Source organism: Streptococcus sp. ELY_125, from assembly GCF_058314535.1.
On the sequence record NZ_JBZFUM010000011.1, the window covers coordinates 1 to 23,744 of the forward strand.

Below are 23,744 nucleotides of genomic sequence, written 5' to 3' on the forward strand. Positions count from 1 at the left end.
TAATCTGGCTTTTCTTTGTGAAACATGGCCTTACCTCACAAACTGTTTTCTTTTAGTATACTCCTAAACAGAGCAAAAAGCTCTTAGAAATGTAATTCCAAGAGCTTTGTCTTCAGTCTGAAATCAGCCCTAGGGCTGATTTTTACAGCTAAAATCCGATGGTAACAATATAAGTGTCCCGCGGCAACGACCGCAGCGAAATTTCTGAAGATTGACTCGACGCTGTCTGAAATACAGCTGTCCACAGCCCTGACACTGATAGCAATAAGAGGGGGAAGGGTGACTTGCAGGAGCATAGCGCAAACCGCCTACCTCCCTGAGCAAACGTTTGAAATCAGCATCCCCATGCTTATAGCCCTTACCAGCAAAGTAGAGATGGTAATGACAGAGTTCATGTCGTACAATTTGACGAAAGGTTTTCCTATCCAATTTTTCGTACATTGTAGGATTAAAATCCAAATGGCCATCCTTGGGAAAGAAACGCCCACCAGTGGAACGCAACCGCTTATTCCAGGTAGCCTCATGAACAAAAGGCAAACCAAAATCTTCTAGGGATACCTGTTTGACATAATCAATCAGTTTCACGCGGAGCCACCAGAGAAAGATTTAGTTTTTCGCGATCCAAGTCGACCTTGGAGACCCAGACAGTCACAATATCACCTACAGAAACCACTTGACTAGGATGCTTAACAAAGTTCTTGGACATTTCAGAAATATGGATAAGACCATCCTCATGCACACCGACATCTACAAAAGCCCCAAAATCCACGACATTACGGACTATTCCCTCTAGCTGCTGACCAATTTCTAAATCTTTTAAATCTAAAACATCCTGCCGCAAAGTTGGTGCCTCAAAGTCATCTCGCAAATCGCGACCTAGTTTGAGCAAGTCAGCAATAATATCCTGCAGAGTTTCCTGTCCCAATCCTAAATTAGCTGCCATATCAACAATATCAACCGCTGCCAATTTTTCCTTAGCTTCATCATCCAAATCCTCGATAGCCAGACGGTTAAACAGCTCTTCAACCGCTGGATAGGACTCTGGATGGACACCCGTATTATCTAACACATTACTACCATTAGGAATACGTAAGAAACCAGCCGCCTGCTCAAAGGCTTTATCACCCAAACGGGGAACTTCTTTTATTTGTTGGCGTGAAGTCAGACGACCGTTAGCTTCGCGAAATTTAACAATATTTTCAGAAATAGCCTTATTGAGTCCCGATACATGTGATAAGAGGGATGGACTAGCTGTATTAACGTTAACACCAACTTGGTTCACCACTGTATTAACCACAAAATCAAGGTTTTCCGAAAGTTTCTTTTGACTGACATCGTGTTGATACTGGCCGACACCAATTGATTTCGGATCAATTTTTACCAGCTCTGCCAAAGGATCCTGCAAACGACGGGCAATGGAAATGGCCGATCGCTTCTCTACACTTAATTCTGGAAACTCTTGACGTGCCAATTCCGAAGCGGAATACACGGATGCTCCGCTTTCATTGACAATAACATAAGAGACATCAGAGAAGTCTTTAAGCACTTCTGCAACAAAGGCTTCACTTTCGCGACTAGCTGTACCGTTTCCAATAGCAATAATTTCTACCTGATAGGCCTGCAACAGCTCAGCTAATTCCGCTTTACTCTTTTCAATCTTAGCCTGACTAGCAGGAGCTACTGGATAAATAACATGAGTTGTCAAGAGTTTGCCAGTTTGATCAACAACAGCTAACTTTGCTCCAGTTCGAAAGGCAGGGTCAAACCCTAGTACAACTTTCCCTTTAAGAGGAGAGACTAAAAGCAGGTGGCGAAGATTATCAGAAAATAGCTGAATAGCTCCATCCTCTGCAGTTTCTGTCAACTCTGTACGAATACGGCGTTCCATAGCTGGAATAATCTTAGCCTTAGCAGCTTTACTGATTGCTTCGTCAATATAGCTGTTTCTAACCTTAAAACGCGCTTCGTAGAAACGGATAATTTTATCAATGTGGTGTTCAAATGTTACCTTGAGTGCTCCCAATTTTTCGCCACGATTAAGGGCAAGTACGCGATAACCCTGAATTTCCGAAATTTTTTCTGAAAAATCATAGTAAATCTGAAATACCTGTTTCTCATCGACGGACTCATCTTTTAGTTGGGAACACAGACGACTGTACTGCCAAATTTCATTATAAGTCCAAGAACGCAAGTGGTTGTCCTCAGAAAGAACTTCAATCAAGATATCTATCGCCCCAGCTAGAGCCTTTTCTACCGTTGGAAAGGCTTCACTAACGAAACTTTCTGCTTGCTTTTCTAAGTCAGTCTTGTCTTGTAAAATGAGGCGGGTCAAGCCTGACAAGCCTGCTTCACGAGCAATAGTCGCCTTCGTACGACGTTTCTCCTTATAAGGCAAGTAGAGCTCTTCAACTTCTACCAACTTTTCAGCAGACTCTATAGCCTGTTTGAGTTCTGGTGTCAGCTTACCTTGCTCTTCAATCTTAGCTAAGACACTCTCCTTACGTTGCGCTAAGGCACTCAGAGATTTATCCGTATCAATAATAGACTTAATCAGAACTTCATCAAGATTTCCAGTTTTCTCCTTACGATAACGCGCAATAAAGGGAATTGTATTACCTTCTTCTGTCAGTTCTAACACAGCCTGAACTTGCTTTTCTTTAATACCCAGTTCTTGAGCAATCATTGTCATATTTGAATTTTCCATAACGTTATTCATTATACCATAAACCTAGAGAGACAAGACCAGCCTATTCCCCAATTTTTTTCTCTAAAAATGTACGAATCGCTGCCTCAATAGTCTCTTGAACGCGAGGGTCGGAAACGTCATAGAAATCAACTGCCATACGATTGCGAAACCAAGTCAACTGACGTTTAGCAAAATGTCGAGTATTCTGCTTAAGCTTATCAACTGCTCCTGATAAATCCTGCTCCCCTTTAAAGTAGGGGAAAAATTCCTTATAGCCAATAGCTCTGGCTGCCTGAGCATCGGGATAATGATCGTAGAGCCACTTGGCCTCCTCAAGCAAGCCTTGATTCATCATAGCATCAACACGCTGATTAATACGCTCATACAGGCGCTGGCGTTCATCATTCAATCCAATGATATAAGCATCATAATTAGATGGACGATTTTTTAAATCACGACCAAATTTAGCTAGCTCTAGAGCTCGGATAAGCCGCCTGCGATTGGGTTCCGAAGGAATCGTGCCTAGCTTTGTCAACTCGATTCGAAGCTGATCATCACTCATCAGCTCTAAAACTTTGCGATAATCAAGAACTGCTTGCTGATCAACAGAACCACCTAGGTGGTAGCCTTCCAAAAGACTCTGCAGATATAATCCAGTCCCTCCAACAATAATTGGCAGTTTCCCACGATTAGTAATATCAGCGATCGCCTCCTTAGCCTCTGTTACAAAATCATAGGCAGAGTATGTTTCATCAGGATTTCGAACATCTACTAGATGATGAGGAATCAAGGCCTGTTCCTCTGAACTAACCTTAGCCGTTCCGATATCTAGAAAGCGATAAACCTGCTGGCTATCTCCACTAATAATCTCACCATTAAATGTTTGGGCTAAATTAAGACCCAAGGCCGTCTTTCCAACAGCTGTTGGACCTGCTACTACAATAATTTTTGTCTGCATCTTTTTCCTTGAAAATAAACGAGAATTTGCTAGTATATATTATAACATAAGAAGAAAAGGAGACTCCATTATGGCTAAGAAACATGCTTTTGCTCGTGGTCTGGCGACAGGTGTTATCGGTACAGCTGCTACCGTTGCTGGTGCTGTATTCGCTGTTAAGAAAACAATTATCGAACCAGAAGAAAAGAAAGCAGCCTTCATCGAAGAAAATCGTAAAAAAGCTGCAAGAAAACGCATCGCACGTTAAAACACAGCCCCTTAGGGATTGTGTTTTTTTATCATTCCTTTTTTCTAATAAACTTTTCACCGACCAATGCCGTTAACCAAGAGCTAGTTAATGACAATAAGACGAAAAACCTTTAGAGGGCTTCATTAACCATCTAAAGGTTTCCTATTTTATGCTTCTTGGACTTCTGCTAGACTTTCCCCGATTGCTGACAGACGCTCTGCCCATTCTTCATGGGTCAATCCATGCTCTTCGACATAGCGGTTTCTCGCATGAGCACGGCATTCTGCAGAACAGCCACGAACATACTTATGCTCGTTTTCTTCGGTCATGAAGACCTGTTCATTACAGAATGGATTAGCACAATTAACATAACGTTCACACGGTGTGCCATCAAACATATCCTTACTGATAATGGTTGGGTTGACCCGGTTGATTGGCACTGAGATGCGCTCATCAAAGACGTACATAGCCCCGTCCCACAGTTCGCCTTGCACTTCTGGGTCCTTACCGTAGGTCACAATACCACCGTGGAGTTGACCAACATCCTTGAAGCCTTCACGGACCATCCAGCCAGAGAATTTCTCACAGCGAACACCACCAGTACAGTAGACCACCACACGTTTTTCCATGAATTTTTCCTTGTTGTCACGAACCCATTGTGGCAACTCGCGGAAGTTACGAATATCTGGACGAATGGCTCCTTTGAAATGTCCAAGATCGTACTCATAATCATTACGTGTATCTAGGACCACTGTATTCTCATCAAGAAGAGCTTCCTTGAATTGTTGCGGATTGAGATACTCACCCGTTGTTTCAAGTGGGTTAATATCGCTATCAAAATCATTGTCCTCTAAACCTAGGTGGACAATTTCTTTTTTATAACGAACAAACATCTTTTTGAAGGCATCCTGGGGCTCTTGGTCAATTTTGAACCAGAGGTCTGCAAAACGCTCATCCGAGTGCACCCAGTCCATGTATTTTTGGGTCGTTTCAAAATCACCAGAAACAGTCCCGTTGATACCCTCATCCGCAATCAAAATACGCCCTTTCAAGCCAATAGATTTACAAAAATCAAGATGGATTTGAGCATATGCTTTTGCATTTTCGATGGGGACATATTTATAATAAAGTAGAACACGAATATCGTTTGACATTGTTATCCTCGTTTCTTAAATAAGATGACCTTCATTATACCATGCTGGGGTAGCATTTGACCAAACATGTGCCCAGTCGAAACTACCGAAATTATTTTACATCCCATATAAAAAATAGTATGATGGGCTGCAAAGGAGAATATCATGAAGAAAAAAATAACTTTTATTATCTCTGGGCTAACAATTATCATTCTGGCCTTAAGTATCTGGGGGATCCAAAGTCAGAAGCAAGATAGTCAGGCTGCCCATGGTCCTAAGACTAGCCAGACCAGCCGCTCATCTTCCAAAAGCAAAAATTCTAGTACATCTAAATCTTCCAACCAGACAGCACCCTCTCCAAATAAGTCAGAGAACTCAGGCAGCAACGAGAGTAAGGATAGTAAAAATACTAATAAGACGGAGCAGGGGCAGTCAGCAGAACCAGCTTTTGACTACCATGCCCTAGCAAGTGGAGACTTCTCCAGCTTAGCAGGAACTTGGTCTGATGCAAATGGACGCACTCTTATCATCGCTCCGGATGGCAGTGCCAATATTTTAGGTACTTCTGCTAGCATAACCGTCACACGCGACGGTAAAGGAGAAGCACTGATGATGGTGACTTATGAAGACGGTACCAGCCTAGGAATACTAATGTATAGCGCCGGTGAAAGGATTCCTGATCGTCATTTTCAAAGTGGCACAGACACATCTGATAACAGTCGCAATCGCTTAGTCACTGCCGCCAGCGATGTCTTAGATGAAGGGGGGAGTGATCAGTTCAAGAATCAAGTCCTCTATAAAACCTCCGCAGACTATGAAGGCTTAAATTAATGATGACCCACTAGGATCTGATAAGCTTAATCCTATGCAGGACAATGTCTACTACTGCTGTACAAATAAAACCCCTCCCTTGGATTACTTCAAGGGAGGGGTTTGCATCAGAACAACCCAGTTACTAGTTACGACTACCAAAGATACGCAAAATATTGATAAACAGATTGATGAAATCTAAATAAAGACTAAGAGCCATAGAAACTGCCCAGCCATCTGTCACCTGACCGCGGGTCTGTCCGTAAACTCGCTTAATCAACTGGTTATCATAAGCGATCAACCCTGAGAATACCACAACAGACACAAGACTAATCAGGAAGGAAAAGGGGCCTGAACCGATAAATATATTGACGACACTTGCAATGATAATACCGATCAAACCAGCTATCAGAGCCTTGGCCATACCAGATAAATCCTTTTTAGTTGTCGCCCCAATTAAAGCCATGACAAAGAACACTATGGCCGAGCTGACGAAGGCAGCTAGGACTGTAGATTGGGTATACATAGCCACCAAAAAACTCATAGTAAAGCCGTTTAAAGCCGAGTAAATCAAAAAGAGCGGCAGAGCTAGTGGACTATTGCGACGAGCCGCCCCTGAAGCAAAGACAACTAGGAGCAATTCCACGATAAGGCCCCCCCAGTAAACGTAGGGAGCGTTGTAAAGAATAGCAGCCATATTCTCAGGGAAAACATAGAGCATAAGTGCTGCAACAATAGCAGACAGGCCGATACCAAAACCAACTAAACCGTAAATTTTAGCAAAAAATCGACTTAAACCAGCGTCGGCCTGAGTAATAATTGTTTGTGAGTCCATAATAGATAATCTCCTTCATTCTAATTAATGGTTGTGTGAACCTAATTGCTTACGATTAAAAATCTTACGATTTTTAAAGCGCTGACGCATAGGATAAGCACCTTCCTTGATAGCCCAGTACTTATCAACAAAAGTGACAATATAAGATTCTTTATAGCGAGGCGGGGCAATCGTTGCCCCCCACATGTGTTTGAGAATAATGTCCCTCTCTTTCTTATTAAGTCTTGTTAACTTATTAGCATTGCGTACAGCAATTCGTGGATGAACCCAAGCATGGCTCTTATTGAACTTGGTTTCACGCCAATCATAGTAAAAGAAATCATGCAAGAGTCCACCTCTAGCTGTTGCCTTCGCATCCCACCCCAGCTTCTTCGCTAAGCGGTAACTGGAATAAGCCACATTGATAGAATGTTTCATTCGTGTCGAATAGTGGTGATGGGTAATCTTATCTAGCCTTTGAAACCTAGGGTGTTCAATTAAATGGCCAACAATTGCCATAAATTCTTTATCTTTTTCGTAACGTTTCATAAACTGCTTACTCCTTTGCTAACTGACTAGCAGGAAATTCCTAAATAAACTGAAACATTATAATCCCTGCAGCAACAGCAACATTGAGACTCTCAGCTCCACCTGGCATAGTGATATGAGCCAAGATATCAGCTTCCTCAGCTACCGGCTCCGAAATCCCTTGGCCTTCATTCCCCATAACAATGGCAAAATGCTCACCAGCCTTCACAGCCTGATAGTCCAAAGAATTACTGGCCAAAGTTGTCGCAATGATCTTAACACCAGCTGCTTTACAAGCTGCTACAAAATCTAAAACCCTTCCTTTATAAATAGGAAGATGAAAATGACTCCCTTGCATGGAACGCAGGGTCTTTTGATTATAAATATCAGCGGACTTATCAGAAATAAAGACAGCCTCAAAACCTGCTGCATCAGCTGTACGAATCATCGTTCCTAAATTACCAGGATCTTGGATATCTTCTAAAATCAGATAGGGTCCTTTGAGCTTTAACGGAAGAGTTTGAGAAGCCATACGAACCTCAGCAACAATTCCTTGCGGTGTCGGACTTTCAGATAATTCTCTAAGCACCTCTGGCGTCACAAGAGTCACACCTTCATGATTAGCAACCTTATAAGCCTGCTCCTCTACAACAAAAATATGCTCAAAAACGGCTCCGCTACGCTTGGCTTCTTCAAAGAGATGCCAACCTTCTATCAGATAAGACTGCTTGCGATATTTTTTTTGGAGCAGTTTCTTTGTCTTTTTGATGAGATTATTGGCTTTTGAGGTTATAATAATCATATAATTATTATAGCATATCTTGAGAAAGTCAAGCTCGGTCAAAAGGAGGAATTTTTATGAAGAAAGTCAGAATGATTGCCTCGGGGCGCGTACAAGGAGTTGGTTTCCGCTACTCTACCTTTAATCTTGCTAAGGAAATTGGTGATATTTATGGACGTGTCTGGAATAAGGATGACGGAACCGTTGAAATCTTAGCTCAGTCCAATGATAATGCTAAATTGGCCAAATTTATCCAAGAAATTAGAAAAGGCCCTTCACCGTGGTCTAACGTGACCTATTTAGATGTTAGCATGGCTAATTTTGAAGATTTTACAGATTTTCGTATGGCTAATTAAAAATCCTTCTCTAGAAGTATTGTGAATTTACCTAAAAAAAAGTAAAATAGAACAGTATTACTAAAATCAGAGGAATTTATTGTGAAAAAAACTATAAAACGTCTACTGTTGGCAGGGATAAGTTTGTCTACACTCCTTCTCCTGTCGGGTTGTGTTCGTGTCTCAAATGGCAAACCGACCGGAACTATTTGGAATACTATCGGTCGACCGATGGGACACCTTATCACTTATTTCGCCGACGATCTCGGTCTCGGTTTTGGACTGGGAATCATTCTTGTCACTGTCTTAGTTCGCCTCCTAATTCTACCGCTTGGCTTGCACCAATCGCGCAGTGCTGCTTACCAGACTGCTAAACGTGAGCATTTGGCACCAATCTTTGAACCTATCAATAAACGATTGAAGGAAGCGACAACCCAAGAGGAAAAAATGGCTGCTCAAACTGAGCTTCTAGCTGCTAACCGCGAAAACGGCGTCAGCATGCTGGGGGGGATCGGATGTCTGCCGCTCCTAATTCAGCTGCCTTTTTTCTCTGCCATGTACTTTGCAGCCCGCTATACACCAGGTGTTCTTGATTCAGATTTCCTTTGGTTCAACCTTGGCCATCGAGATATTCCCCTGATGATTATTATTGCTGGTCTCTATCTTATCCAATCGTGGATGGCTGTCCAGCAGATGCCAGAAGAGCAGCGCCAACAAGCTGGAATGACCATGTATATGACACCGCTGATGATGGTTTTCTTTGGTCTAGCTCAGCCATCGGCTGTCGTTCTCTATTGGTTTGTCGGCGGGATCTTCTCCATTTTACAGCAGCTGATTACCAACTACCTCATCAAACCAAAGTTGAAGAAACAAGTCGAAGAAGAATTCAAGAAGAACCCACCGAAAGCTCCTAAAAGTGCCGCCCCTGTTCGTAAGGATGTTACACCTAAGCAAGCTGAACAATCTCAGCAAGCTCTGACGACTAAAAATCGCAAACGTAACGCTGGTAAGCAAAAACATAAAAAATAGTCTTCCCATTCCATAAAAGAGCTCCCTATGTCGTAGGTGTGATTATTCTTACGACATAGGGAGTTTTATATTATTTCCAACAAAAACACTCTTGTTACCAGTGTACTAAATCAACAGATATGTTTTTCTTGTATTTCAGATTAGAAAATAGGATTAATTGTTTTTATATTACTAGCTATGATTGATTAAATTAAATAATTTAAACCACCAGTGACGGCTCCTCCTACACCTCCGATGAGAGCTCCCTCAGAAGCTGCATTAAAGAAATCAGCAAAGCTACCACCTTCTACGGCATAAGCTTTTAGGCATCCCACTAAAAGCTAGATCTGAAGATAATGATACTTCTTAAGAGCAAAAAAGCCTGAGATTCAAAAACTCTCAGACTCAACCAAGGGCGGAAAAATTATATCAGCGAAAATCCACCCGTTTTCTATTATGTTTTTTAATCCGTTGTTTTATTAACACTAATAATCTCAACATCATAGCTGCCAGCTGGCGATTCAATGGTGGTCGTGTCACCCACTTTTTTACCAATAAGAGCTTGGGCAATTGGACTTTCATTAGAAATCTTACCGGCAAAGACATCAGCTCCAGCAGCCCCAACAATAGAATAAGTATCTGTATCCTTGGTGCCAACTTCTTGTACTACGACGGTCTTACCAATAGCGACTTCGTCAGAAGCGACGGCATCACTGTCAATAATTTCAGCATAGCGAATCTTAGTTTCTAAAATTTGGATCTGCCCTTCAACAAAAGCTTGTTCGTCCTTAGCAGCATCATATTCTGAATTCTCAGAGAGGTCTCCGTAAGAACGAGCAATTTTGATACGTTCCACAACTTCTGGACGGCGAACAAGTTTCAAATCTTCTAATTCCTGTTCAAGTTTTTCTTTCTCATCAAGAGTCATTGGATAAGTTTTTTCTGCCATTTTTATTCTCTTTTCTATTTTAATGTAATATTCTATAAAGGAGGCTGGGACTATTCCCGCCTGCTTCTTCAAATAAGTCTAACACAGAAACAGAAGTCTGGAAACAACCATCACAGACTCCTGAATCTCATTTCTCAATTACTTTTCTTTACTGGAACTCGAATCACTATTGTCTGAAACTTTTTTATTAACGTAAGTCTCGACATTTTTTTGGTGATCTTCGTAGGTCTCAGAATAGTAAACATTACCAGTATCAACGTCAGCAACAAAGTAAAGGTATTTGGTATCTGCTGGGTGAACAGTAGCGTCAATTGCCGATAAGCTAGGACTGTCAACTGGCCCAGGCATTATGCCTTTGTGCTTGTAATCGTTGTAAGGAGAATCAATTTCGGTATCAATATTAGCATCCTCTTTGAGAGATGTTTTATCGCCTAATTTCCCAAGAGCATAAAGCACAGCAATATTGGATTGCAGCTCCATATCAGCATCTAAGCGATTGTAAAAGACACTAGCGATATTGCGGCGATCATCATCTGTCTGCCCTTCTTTTTCAACCAGAGAAGCAAGAGCTAACGTCTCATTAACATTATAGTTAGACTGGTCAATCGCATCATAATAATCAGCCAGATAAGTATCCATAGTGCCTAACATCTGATCAATCAAATCTTCCAAGCTAACATCCTTTGTATAATCATAGGTCGCTGGGAAGAGATAACCTTCCAATTGATACTTAGCCTTATCGGAATCCGGTATATCTGCTAGGAGTTTGGGATACTTCTCCTTCATTTTATTGACGAAATCTTTATCTTTCATCAACTTGAGAAAATTTTTAGAATTGTAGGGTGTTTTATCAGTTTTTGCTTTAGTATTAGCATTACTTTCGATAGCTTTGGCTATCTGCTCAACAGTATACCCTTCTGGGATAACAATTTTACCTGCGTTAGGATCTGTAGGCTGAGCCGTACCGCCAGCTTGCAGCTGTTTGATTATCTCATCAACACTCATACTAGCCTTGAGATTGTAATAACCATTTTTGAGATTGCTATAATTTTTAAACTTAGTATAGTAGTTAAAAACATTAGCATCCTTAATCAAACCTTTTCTCTCTAAGATTTGACCAATTTGCTTGCTGCTGGATCCTTTAGGTATTTCAACCGTCACATACTTCGTTGCCTTGCTATTGACAGGTGACAAGCTGGATTTAACATAGTAGGTCCCATAAGCCCCACCAGCAATTATCATCAACAAAATAAGACTGATAATCCAAGTACTGATACGGCGAGCTAAACGTTTTTTCTTTTTATTACGTTTGACATTTTTACGCGAAGCTTTAGATTCTTGCTCAAGTTCTTCATCGTCAGCTTCCTCATCGGGACCGCTGTCATCAGTTTCCTCAGACCAAACAGGCTCTGACTCGTAGTCAGAATAACTGCTAGATTCCGAAGTGCTATCAGTTTCTTGATGTTCAGACTCGACCCAGGACTCTTTATCGCTGCTGTCTGCGCTTCTCTCCTCATCTTCTGAATTTACTAAACCTATAGTGGAACTAACTGAGTTGATATCCTTGATAGGAATTGGAATAGTAAAGCCTGACAAATCGACATCAGCAATCTCAGGAGCTTCAGATGGCATGGTGGGAAGACTGCTGACAAAACCACTGCCCTCCTCAAGATCCTCGTCATCCTCGGGCACACTTTCTCCTAACAAATTCAATTCTTTTAGATGTTCCTGCTCTTGAATTTTTTTTAATGCTTCGGCTTCTGCCAAGGCTCGCTTTTGCTCTTCCTCTGCCGATTTAGCTGCTAGCTCCTCTTGTTCTTTCAGCTTGGCTGCAGCCTCCTGCCAATTAAAATTAGGATCAATCTCACGATTACTGTCGGCATCTAGACTATCGACAATTGATTGGACCGTTCCGTCATCTTGGATACCCCTTGAACGCTTGGCTTCTTCTAATTCGCTCAAAATCTGGCCTTTGAAATCATTGCCAATAGATTTTGACTTATCATCCTTAAAATCGGTCAAAGCTTGTCCTCCTCATTATTATCAGACGCCATTATATCTAAAATTACGGTTAAATGCAACTTTTCACGGTTTCTCTGTCCTATTTGCCTCAAGTTAACAGCTATTCCTTATTGATTTCCCAAACCATATTATACCAGATACTACCACCGTGCTTGGAAGATGATTCACCTTCATCAGCAAAACCGTTCATCTCATAATAAGTAATGAGCTCTCCATGGCAAGTCAAACTGATTCCTTGACGTTCTTGAGCCACAGCCAAATCCTTAAGCGCTGCAAGAAGAGCGGTTCCAATTCCTTGCCCCTGATAGAAGGGAGCAACCGATAAAGACTGAACCAAAATAAACCCGCCAACTGCTGGATTAGCCTCCACTGTATTAAATAATTCATCAGTCAAATAACGGTTCTGCATCACTGGGCCTACAATATAACCAGCTACACGCCCATCTATTTCAGCAATTAAAAAAGTATCAGGAATTTTTCCCAGCCGCTCCTTTATAGCAGTTGGGCTCGCTGCTTCTGCGGCGGAAAAGTTACTCTCCTCAATATCGATAATTTCACCGTAATCCTCTAGCCTTACCTGTCTAATTATCATCTTTTTCCTCCGTTTAAGTTAGTTTATACTCAAAGAAAATCCATCAGAACTAGGCAAGACAGCAAAGTTAAGCGGCTAAGATGCTCAGCAAAGAGCTTTAGGCGACAAAGTGCTTCAGTAACTAACAGCAGTCGCTACCAAAGTCTGCCTAGTCACCACTAGGCTTGCCCGCGAGCTAATCAAATTCAACTCTCTAGCGTACCCGACCGCCTGTAGATATTCTGAAGTGAGAAACAAGCAGAATTCGAGGGGACAAAGTTGGCTCACTTTCCCCAAAAGGAAAAGGTGAGAGCTGGAAACGTCAAACATTTCCAATTCTCACCCTCTTATCACGCTATTGCGTATTGGAAGCCAGATTGGCAATCAATTCTTCAAAGGAGCGTTCGTAAAGCTGAATATCACCAGCTCCCATAAAGACATAAACAGCATTATCATGATCAAGCAGCGGTGATACATTATCCACTGTCACAACTTTTGCAGGCTTTTGTAGCTTATCTGCTAAATCTTCAACCTTGACCTGACCTCTATCACGCTCGCGGGCTGAGCCGTAGATTTGAGCCAAGTAAACACTATCTGCCTCATTCAGCGCTTCTGCAAATTCATCCAAAAGAGCAATCGTCCGTGTAAACGTATGGGGTTGAAAAATCGCCACAATCTCCCGCGATGGGTATTTCTGTCGGGCTGCATCCAGAGTGGCAATAATTTCTGTCGGATGGTGAGCAAAGTCATCAATAATGATAGTATCGTTGACAAGTTTTTCCGTAAACCGACGCTTAACACCTGCAAAGGTCTTAAGGTTCTGAGCGACCAAATCCATATTAAAACCAGCAACATAGAGATTAGCAATAACAGCTGTCGCATTCAAAATATTATGTCGGCCATAAGCTGGTACATGAAAAGTTCCTAGATCCTGTCCCTTATGCTTAACCTTAAAGTCAGAACCGTTAGTTGTACGGACAATATTATAAGCTATAAAATCATCAGATTCCTCAAATCCATAATAATAAATCGGAGCCTGAGCCGTAATCTTGCGCAGATAAGGATCTTCACCATAGACAAATAGCCCCTTTTGTACCTGCTTGGCATAGTCATTAAAGGCATTGAAGACATCATCAATAGAAGTGAAGTAATCAGGATGATCGAAATCAATATTCGTAATAATGGAATAGACAGGGTGGTAGGGCATGAAATGGCGCTCATACTCATCAGATTCAAAAACAAAGTATTGACTGTTAGCTGAACCGCGACCGGTCCCGTCACCAATTAAGAAAGAGGTATCCGTAATATTGCGTAACACATGTGCTAAAAGCCCCGTCGTTGAAGTTTTGCCATGAGCCCCAGCTACACCCAAGCTAGTAAACTGTTCCATGAAATCACCTAAGAATTCATGGTAGCGCTTGAAGGTAAAACCGTGCTGCACAGCATAAGCTACCTCAATGTTATTATCTTGGCGAAAAGCATTGCCGGCAATCAGTTCAACATCAGCCGTAATATTGCTTTCATCAAAGGGAAGAATCGTAATCCCAGCTTGTTCAAGTCCACGTTGGGTAAAATAATATTTTTCAACGTCAGACCCTTGAACCTTGTACCCCATTTGGTGCAACATCAGAGCCAGGGCACTCATCCCTGAGCCTTTGATTCCGATAAAATGATAGGTTTTAGACATGTGTTTCCATTTCTCCTATTCGCCATCCAACATTAGATTTAACTCTTTGGCAATCTGATGCGTACGACGCTGTCTGGTTTCTTCTTGATTGTAAATTTGGCTCCGCTTGAGGAAGTCGTAATTGTTTTTCTTGGCCTGCCTATTTGAAGGATTTTTAGGTTTCTGGTAGGTCTTAGGCAACTCAGCTAAAATATAGTGATCCTGATGTAGATTATGGCTGAACCGCGCTAGCTCATTGACCGGCGATTCTTTACTAGTATCTGCCATCTTACCATTAAAGAAAATAGTAGGTTTAGAGGCTGGTGCTTTATCAGTAAACTCGCGACGCTGGAAATTGGGTTTGGCAGGGATTTTAGACTCCTGAGCAATATAGGTCTGGCGCTTACGCTTCAAATCCTGTCTAGCTTCTTCACGCGCCAGCTCAGCATAAGACTTGGCCTTTTCCCTTTCAGAAACGCGCCCTTGAGCATAGGCTCGACCTGCCGAACTGGCAGACTGTTCCCCTATCACATAATTATCGCTGTAAGACTTATCATGATAGTCTCCGTGAATATTATTAATTAAATCTTCATTATCATAGAGCTGCATCTGAGGAGCTGTCGCAATAACCAACTCATCATCCGCTACTAATGGAAACTGATCCTTTTTTCTAACCATAGATCTCTCTCCTTTTTAAGATACTCAGGGCCATGCTATAACTCTCTGAACTATAGCAACCGGCGGTTAAACCTTGCACAGCAAGTACCAGTGAAATCCGATTGAAAAATAGAAAACTTGACAAAGATGTTAACCTATAAAAAACGGTTATACTCCAGAATAGTCAAAGCTTAAACAACTTCGCTGCTTTTTCTATACAAATCGCATTTTCGACCCTTAAGTAGGGCTCTAACATTACTATTATACCCTAAATGATGGACTTGTCAAAAAGATATCAGCTTTTTACGCCCAAAATTTCTTTGATATCTTCGATTGTCATATTGGCACGACTCTCATTACCGTCAAGGACCGTAGTAACCAAGTTCTTCTTAGAATCCTGCATTTCTAAGATTTTCTCTTCAATAGTTCCCCTCGTAATCAGTCGATAGACTTCAACATTCTGCTGCTGACCGATGCGGTGGGCACGGCTGATAGCCTGCATTTCCACTGCCGGATTCCACCAGAGATCAATTAAAATAACTGTATCAGCCCCCGTTAGGTTAAGACCAACCCCACCAGCTTTGAGAGAAACGAGAAAAATATCCCTGCTGCCATTATTGAAGGCCTTGGTCATTTCCTGCCGCTGCTCAGCCGGTGTAGAGCCGGTTATTTTATAGGTGGTTAAACCGAGTTCATGAGCTTCCTGCTCTGCTATCTCTAACATATCTCTGAACTGCGAGAAAACTAGGGTGCGATGTCCACTATCTTGAATCTGGCTGAGAAGTTGACGCAGACTGTCAATCTTGCCGCTTTCCCCATCGTAATTCATAAAGAGAGCCGGTGTATCACAGATTTGGCGCAATCGTGTAATCCCTGCTAGAATTTGGATCTTCTGACGATTAAGTTCAGCATCGGAAGCCTGACTAACACTATCTTGCATCTGCCTCAACTGGGCCAGATAGATAGCTTTTTGCTTATCATCTAATTCATTATAATAGGTCGTTTCAGTCAGTTCAGGTAATTCTGGCAGAACCTCTTCTTTTTTGCGCCTCATGATAAATGGTTTGATATAACGAGCTACTTCCGCAGCTTCTAGTTTAAGAAAGGCTTTTTTTGGTGGCAGAAGCCCTGGTAGCACAATTTGAAAGATTGACCAAATTTCCAGAAGCTTATTCTCAATCGGCGTACCAGAGAGTGCAAAACAATGATCAACCTCAAAGGCTCTCAATGATTGAGCTATCTTGGTTTGAGTATTTTTCATTACCTGAGCTTCATCCAAAATTAAATAGTCATAGTGCTGCGTCTGATATTGATCAAAATCCTGACGAAAAGAGGCATAACTGGTAATCATAATCTGGTGCCCCGACTCAATGATAGACAACCTTTCTTGTTTTAAACCGTAAGAAACAGCTACATCAAGTTCGGGAGCAAATTTAGTGAATTCATCCTTCCAATTATAGATTAAGCTGGAAGGTGATAAAATAAGGACTCGAGAACTTTCCTGCAATCTGGAAGTTAAAAAAGCAATTGTCTGCAGGGTCTTACCCAATCCCATATCATCAGCTAAAATACCGCCAAATCCATAATAATCCAGCATAGACAGCCACTTAACACCCGTCAGCTGATAATCCCGCAACTGGGCCTGAACAGATATCTGAGTAGTTTTAAATTCCTGAGGGTGAGTCAAATCATAGGCTAATTGCTGGAAATCAGCTGAAAAATCTACCCGTTTGGAATCCTGATAGAGCTGGGAAATTTGAAAAGCAGCCAAATTACTCAGTTTGAGATGGCCATCCTGCTGCGGTTGAGCCTGCAGAGATTTTAGAGTACGACTAATCTTCTGGGTTTCCTCATCAAAGACAACTAACCGCCCCTGATCATTGACATAATAAGGTTCATTTTTAAATAAAGCTTGAAGGGCTTGATTAATATCTCCCTCGTAGATAGAAGAAAAGTCAAAAGATACATCAAGCAATCCCTGCTGGGCTGATATTTTGACCTGTGGGCTTTCATAATAGCGAAGGGCATCTAAAGTCTCACTTAAGTGAACCTGACCCAAGTTCTGCAAACGAGGGATCGTACGAGTAAAGAAATTATAAAGCTCCTCACCGTAAAGTGGCAGATGACGGGCAGTGAACTGCCCCATAAAGCCCTCTGCTGCCAACACCCGATTGATCTGTTCTTCGCGCTTAAAGTTACTGCTAAAGGGTAATTCATTTAAACCGTCCCGGCTTCTTACCTTAACGCCATCGTAATCATACGTTACTTTGAGCAAAATCTCTTGGTTGTCAGCCAAATCCAAGTCAAAACTAGGCTTAAAATCCCTGATAGCAAAAGATCTAGGCGCATCAATACGACCTATCTCTGCAAAATCCAAAAGACTGGCAGCCAATTTCCCCTGGTCGTCCAAATCAAAGTGGACATGCTTACTCAAGTCTTCTTCAATAGCTAATCCCTTGATAGCCTTGACTAGCTTACGCTGCTTTGCAGTAAGGTGATAAAAGGTCTGACGGTAGAGGACATAAGCGTGATCAAAGAAAGATTGACTGGTTTTTTCTGAAATAATCAGCTCCAAAGATAACTGATGGACAAGAACTTTGAAGGTATATAAGCTGTCTTCCCCTGTCAACTCCTTAAAATAAATTTCTCGGTAATCATGATGATTGAGACTGATCTGAAAATCGTAGAGATCCTGCATCAGCTGGATCCCCTCTTCAAAAAAGCCATGCGGTAAGCTCAAATGCCGGGCACGGTTAGGCAAAAGATAATCTAGGTGATTGGGATCATCATCAGGAATCAGACGCCAGAGGAAGTCAATAAACTCCCGACTAGCTTCATCAAATTGAATATAAGAAATCGGCTCAAAATAATTCTTACCAATTTGATAAGAATCCTCACGCCTTAGAACCTTTAAAAAGGTGCTAATATCCCGAATAATATAGCGACGATCGTCTGGCAGGCGATTAATATAAAGCGTCCACCAGATAGCTGAGGAATAAGAATCTTGCTCTCCGGTAACCGACAAGCGATATTTGAGACTATCATCCTCATTAACGGCTAAGCCATCTAAAAAAATGCTGCCGAAAGAAAAAAGCTTCTCTTGATGCTGTTGGTAAACGTCATCATTAACCAACTGTTCAACCAATTCTTTACCAATCTCATCATTTTTTAAATAATATTCAATAGCAGCTAGATGGGGGCAGTAATTCTTTTGCGCAAACATCAAACACTCGCAGCTTACTTTATCGTCATCAAAGGAAAAAGAAAGGGCCACTCCATCTACTTCTGCTTTAATAATCTTATCAACCGTGGATAATATTTTGATTTTGCCTGCTTCAGATAGGACGATTCCTTCATTGCGGATACGTCCCGGAATCAATCTTGCCATACCAAACATTAGTCCAATCTAATTTTACTTATCTTGTCATTATAGCAGATTATATAAACTATTTCACAAAAATAGTGCCATAAAGTTCTTTTATGTTATACTGGTAACACATAAAACCTAGGCTGCAAACCAGCAAGCAAGTCAGCATTTGAACTCTATAGTTAAGTCCTAAGGGCTATTCCCAACTTTCTTTGAATCGCCTACAGCTTAGTATTTTGAGATAAGGAGAATCTCTGTTATGTCACCGACTATTCGTCTTGCTACGCAAGAAGATTTACCCTATTTGTTAGAAATTTATAAACCCTATGTTGAAGAGACAGCTATCAGCTTTGAATACAATTGCCCTTCCCTTGAAGACTTCACTCAGCGTTGGCAAAGTATTAGCCAAATCTATCCCTACTTCGTTGCTGAAGACAAGAAGCAGATCCTAGGCTATGCTTACGCCTCAGCTTTCCATCCCAGAGAAGCTTACCAGTGGTTGGCTGAGGTCACTATCTATCTGGCTCCCAACGCTAAGGGAATGGGGTTAGGACGCCTCTTTTATGAGCAATTAGAATCCTGCTTGAAGGCCCAAGGAATTCTGACAGCTTTGGCTTGTATTGCAACAACAGCCAAAGCAGATAGCCGCCTGACGAACAATAGTCAGGAATTCCATCAGCATCTAGGATATAAGGTTGTAGGACACTTCAAACAAGCCGGCTATAAATTTGGTCGTTGGTATGATATGAAATGGCTGGAAAAATCTCTTGCTACCAACCCCAGCCTACCCCAGCCTATTATCCCCTTTTCAGAAACTTCTCTCTATCAAGAGTATAAAAGCTAGAATAAAATAGAGAATGAGATGAACTCACGTTCATAGAATTGGATATTCTCCAACAGTTCCCCAAACTGTTGGAGCTATCACTTGCGCGGTCATTAAACAGTCCAGTGGGCTGTTTAATGACCGCGCCCCAAGATAAGGACCGCCAACCAGCAGTGGTTCATTGGTGCTAAAGCACCTAATGAACTGTGCAGGGGAAAGACTAAGTTGGCAGAGCCAACCAGTTTTTCTCCCAACCACTGCGCCTAGTAAATAAAATTGACCAAATAAATAAGGCTGAGAACTTTTGTCTCAACCTCTTTTTGCTATAAATAGCCATTAAAGTTGCTAAACAAAGAGACAAACTAGGCTTTCTTCTACAGATATTACCTGCTTTAATTGAACAAGACACCCACTGCTTAGTCTCATGTATAAATCCAAACGGGTATATCGCTACTTTATCTAAACCTACTTGCGCTTTCTAGCAATTAAATGAATTGGTGTTCCTTCAAAAATGAAGGCTTCGCGAATTTGATTTTCCAAAAAGCGCAGATAAGAGAAGTGCATCAACTCTTCTTCGTTAACAAAGATAACAAAAGTCGGCGGTTTGACCGAAACTTGGGTCGCATAGAAGATTTTTAAGCGTTTCCCCTTATCAGTCGGTGTTGGGTTAATAGCGACCGCATCCATAATGACATCATTAAGCACAGCAGATGGAATCCGTCTATTCTGGCTCTGACTAATGCGTTTAATCAGCTCAGGTAGCTTATGCAACCGCTGCTTAGTCTCCGCAGATACAAAGACTATTGGAGCATAAGCCAAAAATTGGAAGTTCTTTCTGATATCCATTTCCCACTGACTTACGGTGTGATTATCTTTCTCAATGGCATCCCATTTATTGACCACAATAATAATCCCTTTGCCAGCCTCGTGAGCAAAACCAGCAATTCGCTTGTCGTACTCTCGAATACCTTCTTCGGCGTTGATAACAACCAGTACAACATCTGAGCGGTCAATAGCCCGCATCGAGCGCATTACTGAGTACTTCTCAGTGTTTTCGTAGACTTTGCCAGATTTACGCATACCAGCAGTGTCGATCATAGTATACTCTTGACCTTCACTGTCTTTAAAGTTAGTATCTATGGCATCACGGGTCGTTCCAGCAAGGGGGCTAGCAATCACGCGCTCCTCACCCAATATGGCATTGATGAGGCTGGATTTGCCAACATTAGGACGTCCAATTAAACTGAACCTGATAATGTTAGGATCATCATCTTCTTTCTCAGCGGGAAGTTTTTCTACAATAGCATCTAAAATATCCCCCGTGCCGATGCCGTGAACTGAAGAAAGAGGATAGGGATCTCCCAACCCTAAGGTATAAAAATCATAAATATCGTTGCGCATTTCTGGGTTGTCTACCTTATTGACAGCCAGAATAACAGGCTTATGTGTCCGATAGAGAATCTTAGCAACATATTCATCAGCGTCTGTCACGCCTTCCTTGCCTGAGACAACAAAGACAATAACATCACTTTCCGTCATGGCAATATCAGCCTGATGTTTAATCTGCTCCATAAAGGGGGCATCAACATCATCAATCCCCCCCGTGTCAATAATGCTGAACTGACGATTCAGCCACTCAGCCTTAGTATAAATCCGATCCCGAGTAACCCCTTCAACATCCTCAACAATTGAAATGCGCTCACCCGCAATCCGATTAAAAAGAGTTGATTTCCCGACATTGGGACGTCCTACAATAGCCACAGTTGGTAAGGCCATTCCTTAAGTTCCTTTCTATACTCACTGCTTTCCCTGCAGCTCTATCTGCGATTTTCCCCTAGGAGATGAACAGCCTTAGCCAGATAGCGTACACGCTCCAGTACACGCTTAGCCTGCCAAGTTTCATCAGCTCCCTTGATATTACCAAACTTAGCCTCTAAATTAGCTAAGCTGTAATTAGAGGTGAAAAAGGTTGGTAGTTCTTCCAGCATACGGTGCTGTAAAATAACCTGCAAGATCTCATCGCGTACCCAAGATGTTGTCTGCTCTGCTCCAATATCATCTAGAATCAAAACGGGAACCGATTTAACGGCATCGATCTCTTCCTTGACATTGCCACTATTAATAGCATTTTTTATATCAATAACAAAGCTAGGGTAATGAAGCATCGTTGTCTCAACAGACTTTTTTTCAGACAATTCATGCGCCATGGCCGCCAGCATAAAGGACTTACCGATTCCCATATCCCCGTACAGATAGAGGCCTTTTTGACCAGGAGCCGGATAACTGTCTACAAAGCTAACCAAATATTTAAAGACATCCGCACGAGAGCCAGTAAGATCGACATCCTCAAAAGTAATATGTTTATAAGATCTTGGTAAACTAACTACATGAATACGATCAGCAATGGCCTTTTGCGCCTGCGCTTGCTTGAGGGCCTGTGTTTCTTTATAAGAGACATCTGCGTAACCCTCATTCATCACAAGAATAGGCTCATACCCCTTAGCCCTATACCTATCATCGGCTGTCTGATACTTGCGACGTTCACCTAAAAACTGATTAAATTTGGGCAGGCTCCGTTTGATCTCATCAGATGTCAACTGATGTTCTTGAATAAAATCTGCGATTGCTTGATCAGCCATAATCTGGTTAGTCAGAGCTTCTAGATCAACACGCTCATGAGCAGTCTTTTTTGCCAAGGTCTCCCCTATACTTTCCATCTACTCACCACCCTTTCCAAGTTTCGCTAACATTTGACGTTTCATCTCATCAAGCTTCTGCTGTTCCTCAGGTGTCGTCTGCTCTTTGTAATTTGGATTACTCCAGTCGGGCACACTGGAAACAGTTTGCTTGGATTTTTGATTTCTTGTTCGACCGTGCTGACGCAGGGCTTCAAAAGCAGCTTCAGCTGTCGTAGCCTTTTGTGATGACACGACATTTGCCAGACTCATCATAGCATTTCTAGCCAAAGTAGCAGAACTGTGTCGTTTAAAATAATAGACTATCATGACATTAATAACTTCATCAAGAAAGTCCATCTCAACCAAGTCTGACAAAATCTTCTTTTCCTTATCAGTCGTTGTTACAGCACCCAAGCCAACTTTAATCTTGGCTAAAAAATTCTCAGGTACTGAGGATTTAGCCTCTCTGATGATAATTTCCTCTTCGCGGCTGAGTTCAGTGGCTTTGTTGGACTTAGGCTGATGGAGTTTGGCTGCGATGCGCTTAGGTAAAATCTTATGGTGACTGGCAGTCTCCTTCGCCAACTGATAAACATCAAACCAAGTAAGGCTGAATTTTTCAGCAAGATTATTCAGTGCGATAACATCCTCTTTTTCCTTACTAAAATGCAGACCATCAATAGTCATTCTTTGTTTAAAACTATCCAAGTCAAAATAGGTTTTGGATCTCATAGGCTGCACATCAATCTCACCCGTATCTGAAAAAACCTCTGAAAATTTTTTGGAAAGGTTGCGTACCCGATCTAGATCGGATTTTTCCAAATCTGCCACAGCAACATCACCAATATGTCTCTCCAGCAAACGCCTATAAACAGCATGAGAGAGGAAATGTTCTGGTGTCAAAGGCTCCCTAAGTTCGATAATATATTTATCCAAATCCTGATAAAATGCCACCAGATCCATCCCAGTCAGAACAGCAAGAGAATTTTCAAAACGCGGCAGATCAAAGAGTGTGTGATTTAAAATTTCAGCAATCTTATGCAACTGTTGACCGTTATCATAAAAGCTAGTCAGATACTGATAAACCACCACAGCATCACTGCCTATAATCGGTAAATAGAGCCGAATCAGATTAGTCATATCTCTGCTGACCTGATTATTTTTCACAAAAGAAAAATTATCAATCGGTTTCATCTTGTTCCTTATTTTTCTTGTTTTTACTATGGACACGATTGGTTATCTGCTGCAAGAGATCCTCAATTTCATCCACATCCTTAAAACTGCGGTAGACACTGGCAAAGCGGACGTAGGTGATCTCATCTAAGTCCGCTAGTTCATCCATTACGAGATTGCCGATGACTTCGCTGGTAACTTCACTGTCGTATTCTCCACGAATCTTTTGTTCAATACGGCTGATTACACTTTCAATATCACTACTGGAGACAGGCCTCTTTTGAGCACTCTGGATAATGCCATTGAGAATTTTATCTCGAGAGAACTGCTCCCGCGTACCATCCTTCTTAACAACCAAGAGGGGGACTTCTTCGATGCGCTCAAAGGTTGTAAAACGCGCGCCACAGTTATCACATTCACGGCGGCGACGAATGGTATTGCCATCTTCAGCCTGACGGCTGTCAATAACGCTGGATTTATTACGATTACATCTTGGACAACGCATGCAAACACCCCAATTCTATCATTTTTTAGTAATACCTTATTTTATCATATT

22 protein-coding genes are annotated in these 23,744 nt (G+C 41.8%); 5 read left to right on the forward strand and 17 right to left on the reverse strand.

Going from position 1 to position 23,744, the window contains the following annotated elements:
- Positions 1-129 precede the first annotated feature (129 nt).
- Genes AC4HAL_RS05745 through miaA form a run of 3 tightly spaced genes read right to left on the reverse strand, consistent with a single transcriptional unit; the run spans position 130 to position 3,644 of the window.
- Positions 130-585 carry a SprT family protein gene (locus tag AC4HAL_RS05745; protein WP_491093384.1) on the reverse strand — a complete coding sequence of 152 codons (456 nt, stop codon included), beginning with the start codon at positions 583-585 and terminating at the stop codon, positions 130-132.
- Positions 572-2,704 (reverse strand): Tex family protein, encoded by a 2,133-nt coding sequence (locus AC4HAL_RS05750; protein ID WP_491093385.1) that lies wholly within the window; start codon positions 2,702-2,704, stop codon positions 572-574. Before AC4HAL_RS05750 ends, AC4HAL_RS05745 begins: the two co-directional genes overlap by 14 nt.
- Positions 2,705-2,747: 43 nt before the next feature.
- Positions 2,748-3,644, reverse strand: a complete 897-nt coding sequence (gene miaA / locus AC4HAL_RS05755) for a tRNA (adenosine(37)-N6)-dimethylallyltransferase MiaA (protein ID WP_447452776.1) — start codon at positions 3,642-3,644, stop codon at positions 2,748-2,750.
- A gap of 70 nt (positions 3,645-3,714) precedes the next feature.
- Between miaA and AC4HAL_RS05760 the strand changes: the two genes are divergently transcribed.
- Positions 3,715-3,891 (forward strand): DUF3042 family protein, encoded by a 177-nt coding sequence (locus AC4HAL_RS05760; protein ID WP_447452775.1) that lies wholly within the window; start codon positions 3,715-3,717, stop codon positions 3,889-3,891.
- A 149-nt stretch (positions 3,892-4,040) separates the two neighbouring features.
- On the opposite strand, the gene trhO is transcribed toward AC4HAL_RS05760, so the two are convergent.
- Positions 4,041-5,027 (reverse strand): oxygen-dependent tRNA uridine(34) hydroxylase TrhO, encoded by a 987-nt coding sequence (gene trhO, locus AC4HAL_RS05765; protein ID WP_491093386.1) that lies wholly within the window; start codon positions 5,025-5,027, stop codon positions 4,041-4,043.
- Positions 5,028-5,171: 144 nt separating this feature from the next.
- On the opposite strand from trhO, the gene AC4HAL_RS05770 reads away from it, so the two are divergent.
- Positions 5,172-5,837, forward strand: coding sequence for a DUF6287 domain-containing protein (locus AC4HAL_RS05770; RefSeq protein WP_491093387.1), 666 nt, complete (start codon positions 5,172-5,174; stop codon positions 5,835-5,837).
- A gap of 124 nt (positions 5,838-5,961) precedes the next feature.
- On the opposite strand, the gene AC4HAL_RS05775 is transcribed toward AC4HAL_RS05770, so the two are convergent.
- Genes AC4HAL_RS05775 through AC4HAL_RS05785 form a run of 3 tightly spaced genes read right to left on the reverse strand, consistent with a single transcriptional unit; the run spans position 5,962 to position 7,960 of the window.
- Positions 5,962-6,651 (reverse strand): Bax inhibitor-1/YccA family protein, encoded by a 690-nt coding sequence (locus AC4HAL_RS05775; RefSeq protein WP_491093388.1) that lies wholly within the window; start codon positions 6,649-6,651, stop codon positions 5,962-5,964.
- A gap of 24 nt (positions 6,652-6,675) precedes the next feature.
- Positions 6,676-7,179 (reverse strand): HDIG domain-containing metalloprotein, encoded by a 504-nt coding sequence (locus AC4HAL_RS05780; protein WP_447452769.1) that lies wholly within the window; start codon positions 7,177-7,179, stop codon positions 6,676-6,678.
- Positions 7,180-7,219: 40 nt separating this feature from the next.
- Positions 7,220-7,960, reverse strand: coding sequence for a TrmH family RNA methyltransferase (locus tag AC4HAL_RS05785; RefSeq protein WP_491093389.1), 741 nt, complete (start codon positions 7,958-7,960; stop codon positions 7,220-7,222).
- 56 nt (positions 7,961-8,016) lie between these two features.
- Here AC4HAL_RS05785 and AC4HAL_RS05790 point away from each other — a divergent pair, with 56 nt between their 5' ends.
- Together AC4HAL_RS05790 and yidC are read left to right on the forward strand one after the other, a co-directional pair.
- Positions 8,017-8,295 (forward strand): acylphosphatase, encoded by a 279-nt coding sequence (locus AC4HAL_RS05790; RefSeq protein ID WP_447452767.1) that lies wholly within the window; start codon positions 8,017-8,019, stop codon positions 8,293-8,295.
- Positions 8,296-8,376: 81 nt separating this feature from the next.
- Positions 8,377-9,303, forward strand: coding sequence for a membrane protein insertase YidC (gene yidC / locus AC4HAL_RS05795; protein ID WP_491093390.1), 927 nt, complete (start codon positions 8,377-8,379; stop codon positions 9,301-9,303).
- A 442-nt stretch (positions 9,304-9,745) separates the two neighbouring features.
- On the opposite strand, the gene greA is transcribed toward yidC, so the two are convergent.
- The 6 genes from greA to AC4HAL_RS05825 form a co-directional block, all read right to left on the reverse strand.
- A complete protein-coding gene (gene greA / locus AC4HAL_RS05800; RefSeq protein WP_447452764.1) occupies positions 9,746-10,231 on the reverse strand; it encodes a transcription elongation factor GreA in 486 nt (161 codons plus the stop codon).
- 138 nt (positions 10,232-10,369) lie between these two features.
- Positions 10,370-12,253 (reverse strand): endolytic transglycosylase MltG, encoded by a 1,884-nt coding sequence (mltG, locus tag AC4HAL_RS05805; protein WP_491093391.1) that lies wholly within the window; start codon positions 12,251-12,253, stop codon positions 10,370-10,372.
- Positions 12,254-12,353: 100 nt separating this feature from the next.
- Positions 12,354-12,845 carry a GNAT family N-acetyltransferase gene (locus AC4HAL_RS05810; RefSeq protein ID WP_491093392.1) on the reverse strand — a complete coding sequence of 164 codons (492 nt, stop codon included), beginning with the start codon at positions 12,843-12,845 and terminating at the stop codon, positions 12,354-12,356.
- 334 nt (positions 12,846-13,179) lie between these two features.
- Entirely contained in the window at positions 13,180-14,511 is a 1,332-nt protein-coding gene (gene murC / locus AC4HAL_RS05815) for a UDP-N-acetylmuramate--L-alanine ligase (RefSeq protein WP_447452761.1), read from the reverse strand.
- A 15-nt stretch (positions 14,512-14,526) separates the two neighbouring features.
- Positions 14,527-15,168 (reverse strand): divisome accessory protein ZapJ, encoded by a 642-nt coding sequence (gene zapJ, locus AC4HAL_RS05820; RefSeq protein ID WP_491093393.1) that lies wholly within the window; start codon positions 15,166-15,168, stop codon positions 14,527-14,529.
- Positions 15,169-15,442: 274 nt separating this feature from the next.
- Entirely contained in the window at positions 15,443-18,535 is a 3,093-nt protein-coding gene (locus AC4HAL_RS05825) for a pilus expression-regulating Snf2 family helicase (protein ID WP_491093394.1), read from the reverse strand.
- A 238-nt stretch (positions 18,536-18,773) separates the two neighbouring features.
- On the opposite strand from AC4HAL_RS05825, the gene AC4HAL_RS05830 reads away from it, so the two are divergent.
- Positions 18,774-19,358, forward strand: a complete 585-nt coding sequence (locus AC4HAL_RS05830; protein ID WP_491093395.1) for a GNAT family N-acetyltransferase — start codon at positions 18,774-18,776, stop codon at positions 19,356-19,358.
- A gap of 444 nt (positions 19,359-19,802) precedes the next feature.
- Here AC4HAL_RS05830 and der read toward each other — a convergent pair whose 3' ends face one another.
- The 4 genes from der to nrdR are packed head-to-tail and all read right to left on the reverse strand — an operon-like array spanning position 19,803 to position 23,693.
- Entirely contained in the window at positions 19,803-21,113 is a 1,311-nt protein-coding gene (der, locus tag AC4HAL_RS05835) for a ribosome biogenesis GTPase Der (protein WP_491093396.1), read from the reverse strand.
- A gap of 41 nt (positions 21,114-21,154) precedes the next feature.
- Positions 21,155-22,054: a primosomal protein DnaI gene (dnaI, locus tag AC4HAL_RS05840; RefSeq protein ID WP_447452756.1), complete on the reverse strand. Its 900-nt coding sequence runs from the start codon at positions 22,052-22,054 to the stop codon at positions 21,155-21,157.
- Positions 22,055-23,209, reverse strand: coding sequence for a replication initiation and membrane attachment family protein (locus tag AC4HAL_RS05845; protein WP_491093397.1), 1,155 nt, complete (start codon positions 23,207-23,209; stop codon positions 22,055-22,057).
- Entirely contained in the window at positions 23,196-23,693 is a 498-nt protein-coding gene (nrdR, locus tag AC4HAL_RS05850; RefSeq protein WP_447452754.1) for a transcriptional regulator NrdR, read from the reverse strand. The genes AC4HAL_RS05845 and nrdR overlap by 14 nt, the downstream gene beginning before the upstream one ends.
- Positions 23,694-23,744: the final 51 nt, after the last annotated feature.

Excerpts from the sequence above, each read along its gene's own strand:
- AC4HAL_RS05825 (WP_491093394.1), bottom strand. The coding sequence starts at position 18,535 with ATGGCAAGATTGATTCCGGGACGTATCCGCAATGAAGGAATCGTCCTA.
- AC4HAL_RS05750 (WP_491093385.1), bottom strand. The coding sequence starts at position 2,704 with ATGGAAAATTCAAATATGACAATGATTGCTCAAGAACTGGGTATTAAA.
- zapJ (WP_491093393.1), bottom strand. The coding sequence starts at position 15,168 with ATGGTTAGAAAAAAGGATCAGTTTCCATTAGTAGCGGATGATGAGTTG.
- murC (WP_447452761.1), bottom strand. The coding sequence starts at position 14,511 with ATGTCTAAAACCTATCATTTTATCGGAATCAAAGGCTCAGGGATGAGT.
- der (WP_491093396.1), bottom strand. The coding sequence starts at position 21,113 with ATGGCCTTACCAACTGTGGCTATTGTAGGACGTCCCAATGTCGGGAAA.
- AC4HAL_RS05760 (WP_447452775.1), top strand. The coding sequence starts at position 3,715 with ATGGCTAAGAAACATGCTTTTGCTCGTGGTCTGGCGACAGGTGTTATC.
- AC4HAL_RS05785 (WP_491093389.1), bottom strand. The coding sequence starts at position 7,960 with ATGATTATTATAACCTCAAAAGCCAATAATCTCATCAAAAAGACAAAG.
- AC4HAL_RS05790 (WP_447452767.1), top strand. The coding sequence starts at position 8,017 with ATGAAGAAAGTCAGAATGATTGCCTCGGGGCGCGTACAAGGAGTTGGT.
- AC4HAL_RS05775 (WP_491093388.1), bottom strand. The coding sequence starts at position 6,651 with ATGGACTCACAAACAATTATTACTCAGGCCGACGCTGGTTTAAGTCGA.
- trhO (WP_491093386.1), bottom strand. The coding sequence starts at position 5,027 with ATGTCAAACGATATTCGTGTTCTACTTTATTATAAATATGTCCCCATC.
- AC4HAL_RS05830 (WP_491093395.1), top strand. The coding sequence starts at position 18,774 with ATGTCACCGACTATTCGTCTTGCTACGCAAGAAGATTTACCCTATTTG.
- AC4HAL_RS05770 (WP_491093387.1), top strand. The coding sequence starts at position 5,172 with ATGAAGAAAAAAATAACTTTTATTATCTCTGGGCTAACAATTATCATT.
- greA (WP_447452764.1), bottom strand. The coding sequence starts at position 10,231 with ATGGCAGAAAAAACTTATCCAATGACTCTTGATGAGAAAGAAAAACTT.
- dnaI (WP_447452756.1), bottom strand. The coding sequence starts at position 22,054 with ATGGAAAGTATAGGGGAGACCTTGGCAAAAAAGACTGCTCATGAGCGT.
- miaA (WP_447452776.1), bottom strand. The coding sequence starts at position 3,644 with ATGCAGACAAAAATTATTGTAGTAGCAGGTCCAACAGCTGTTGGAAAG.
- AC4HAL_RS05780 (WP_447452769.1), bottom strand. The coding sequence starts at position 7,179 with ATGAAACGTTACGAAAAAGATAAAGAATTTATGGCAATTGTTGGCCAT.
- AC4HAL_RS05845 (WP_491093397.1), bottom strand. The coding sequence starts at position 23,209 with ATGAAACCGATTGATAATTTTTCTTTTGTGAAAAATAATCAGGTCAGC.
- AC4HAL_RS05810 (WP_491093392.1), bottom strand. The coding sequence starts at position 12,845 with ATGATAATTAGACAGGTAAGGCTAGAGGATTACGGTGAAATTATCGAT.
- nrdR (WP_447452754.1), bottom strand. The coding sequence starts at position 23,693 with ATGCGTTGTCCAAGATGTAATCGTAATAAATCCAGCGTTATTGACAGC.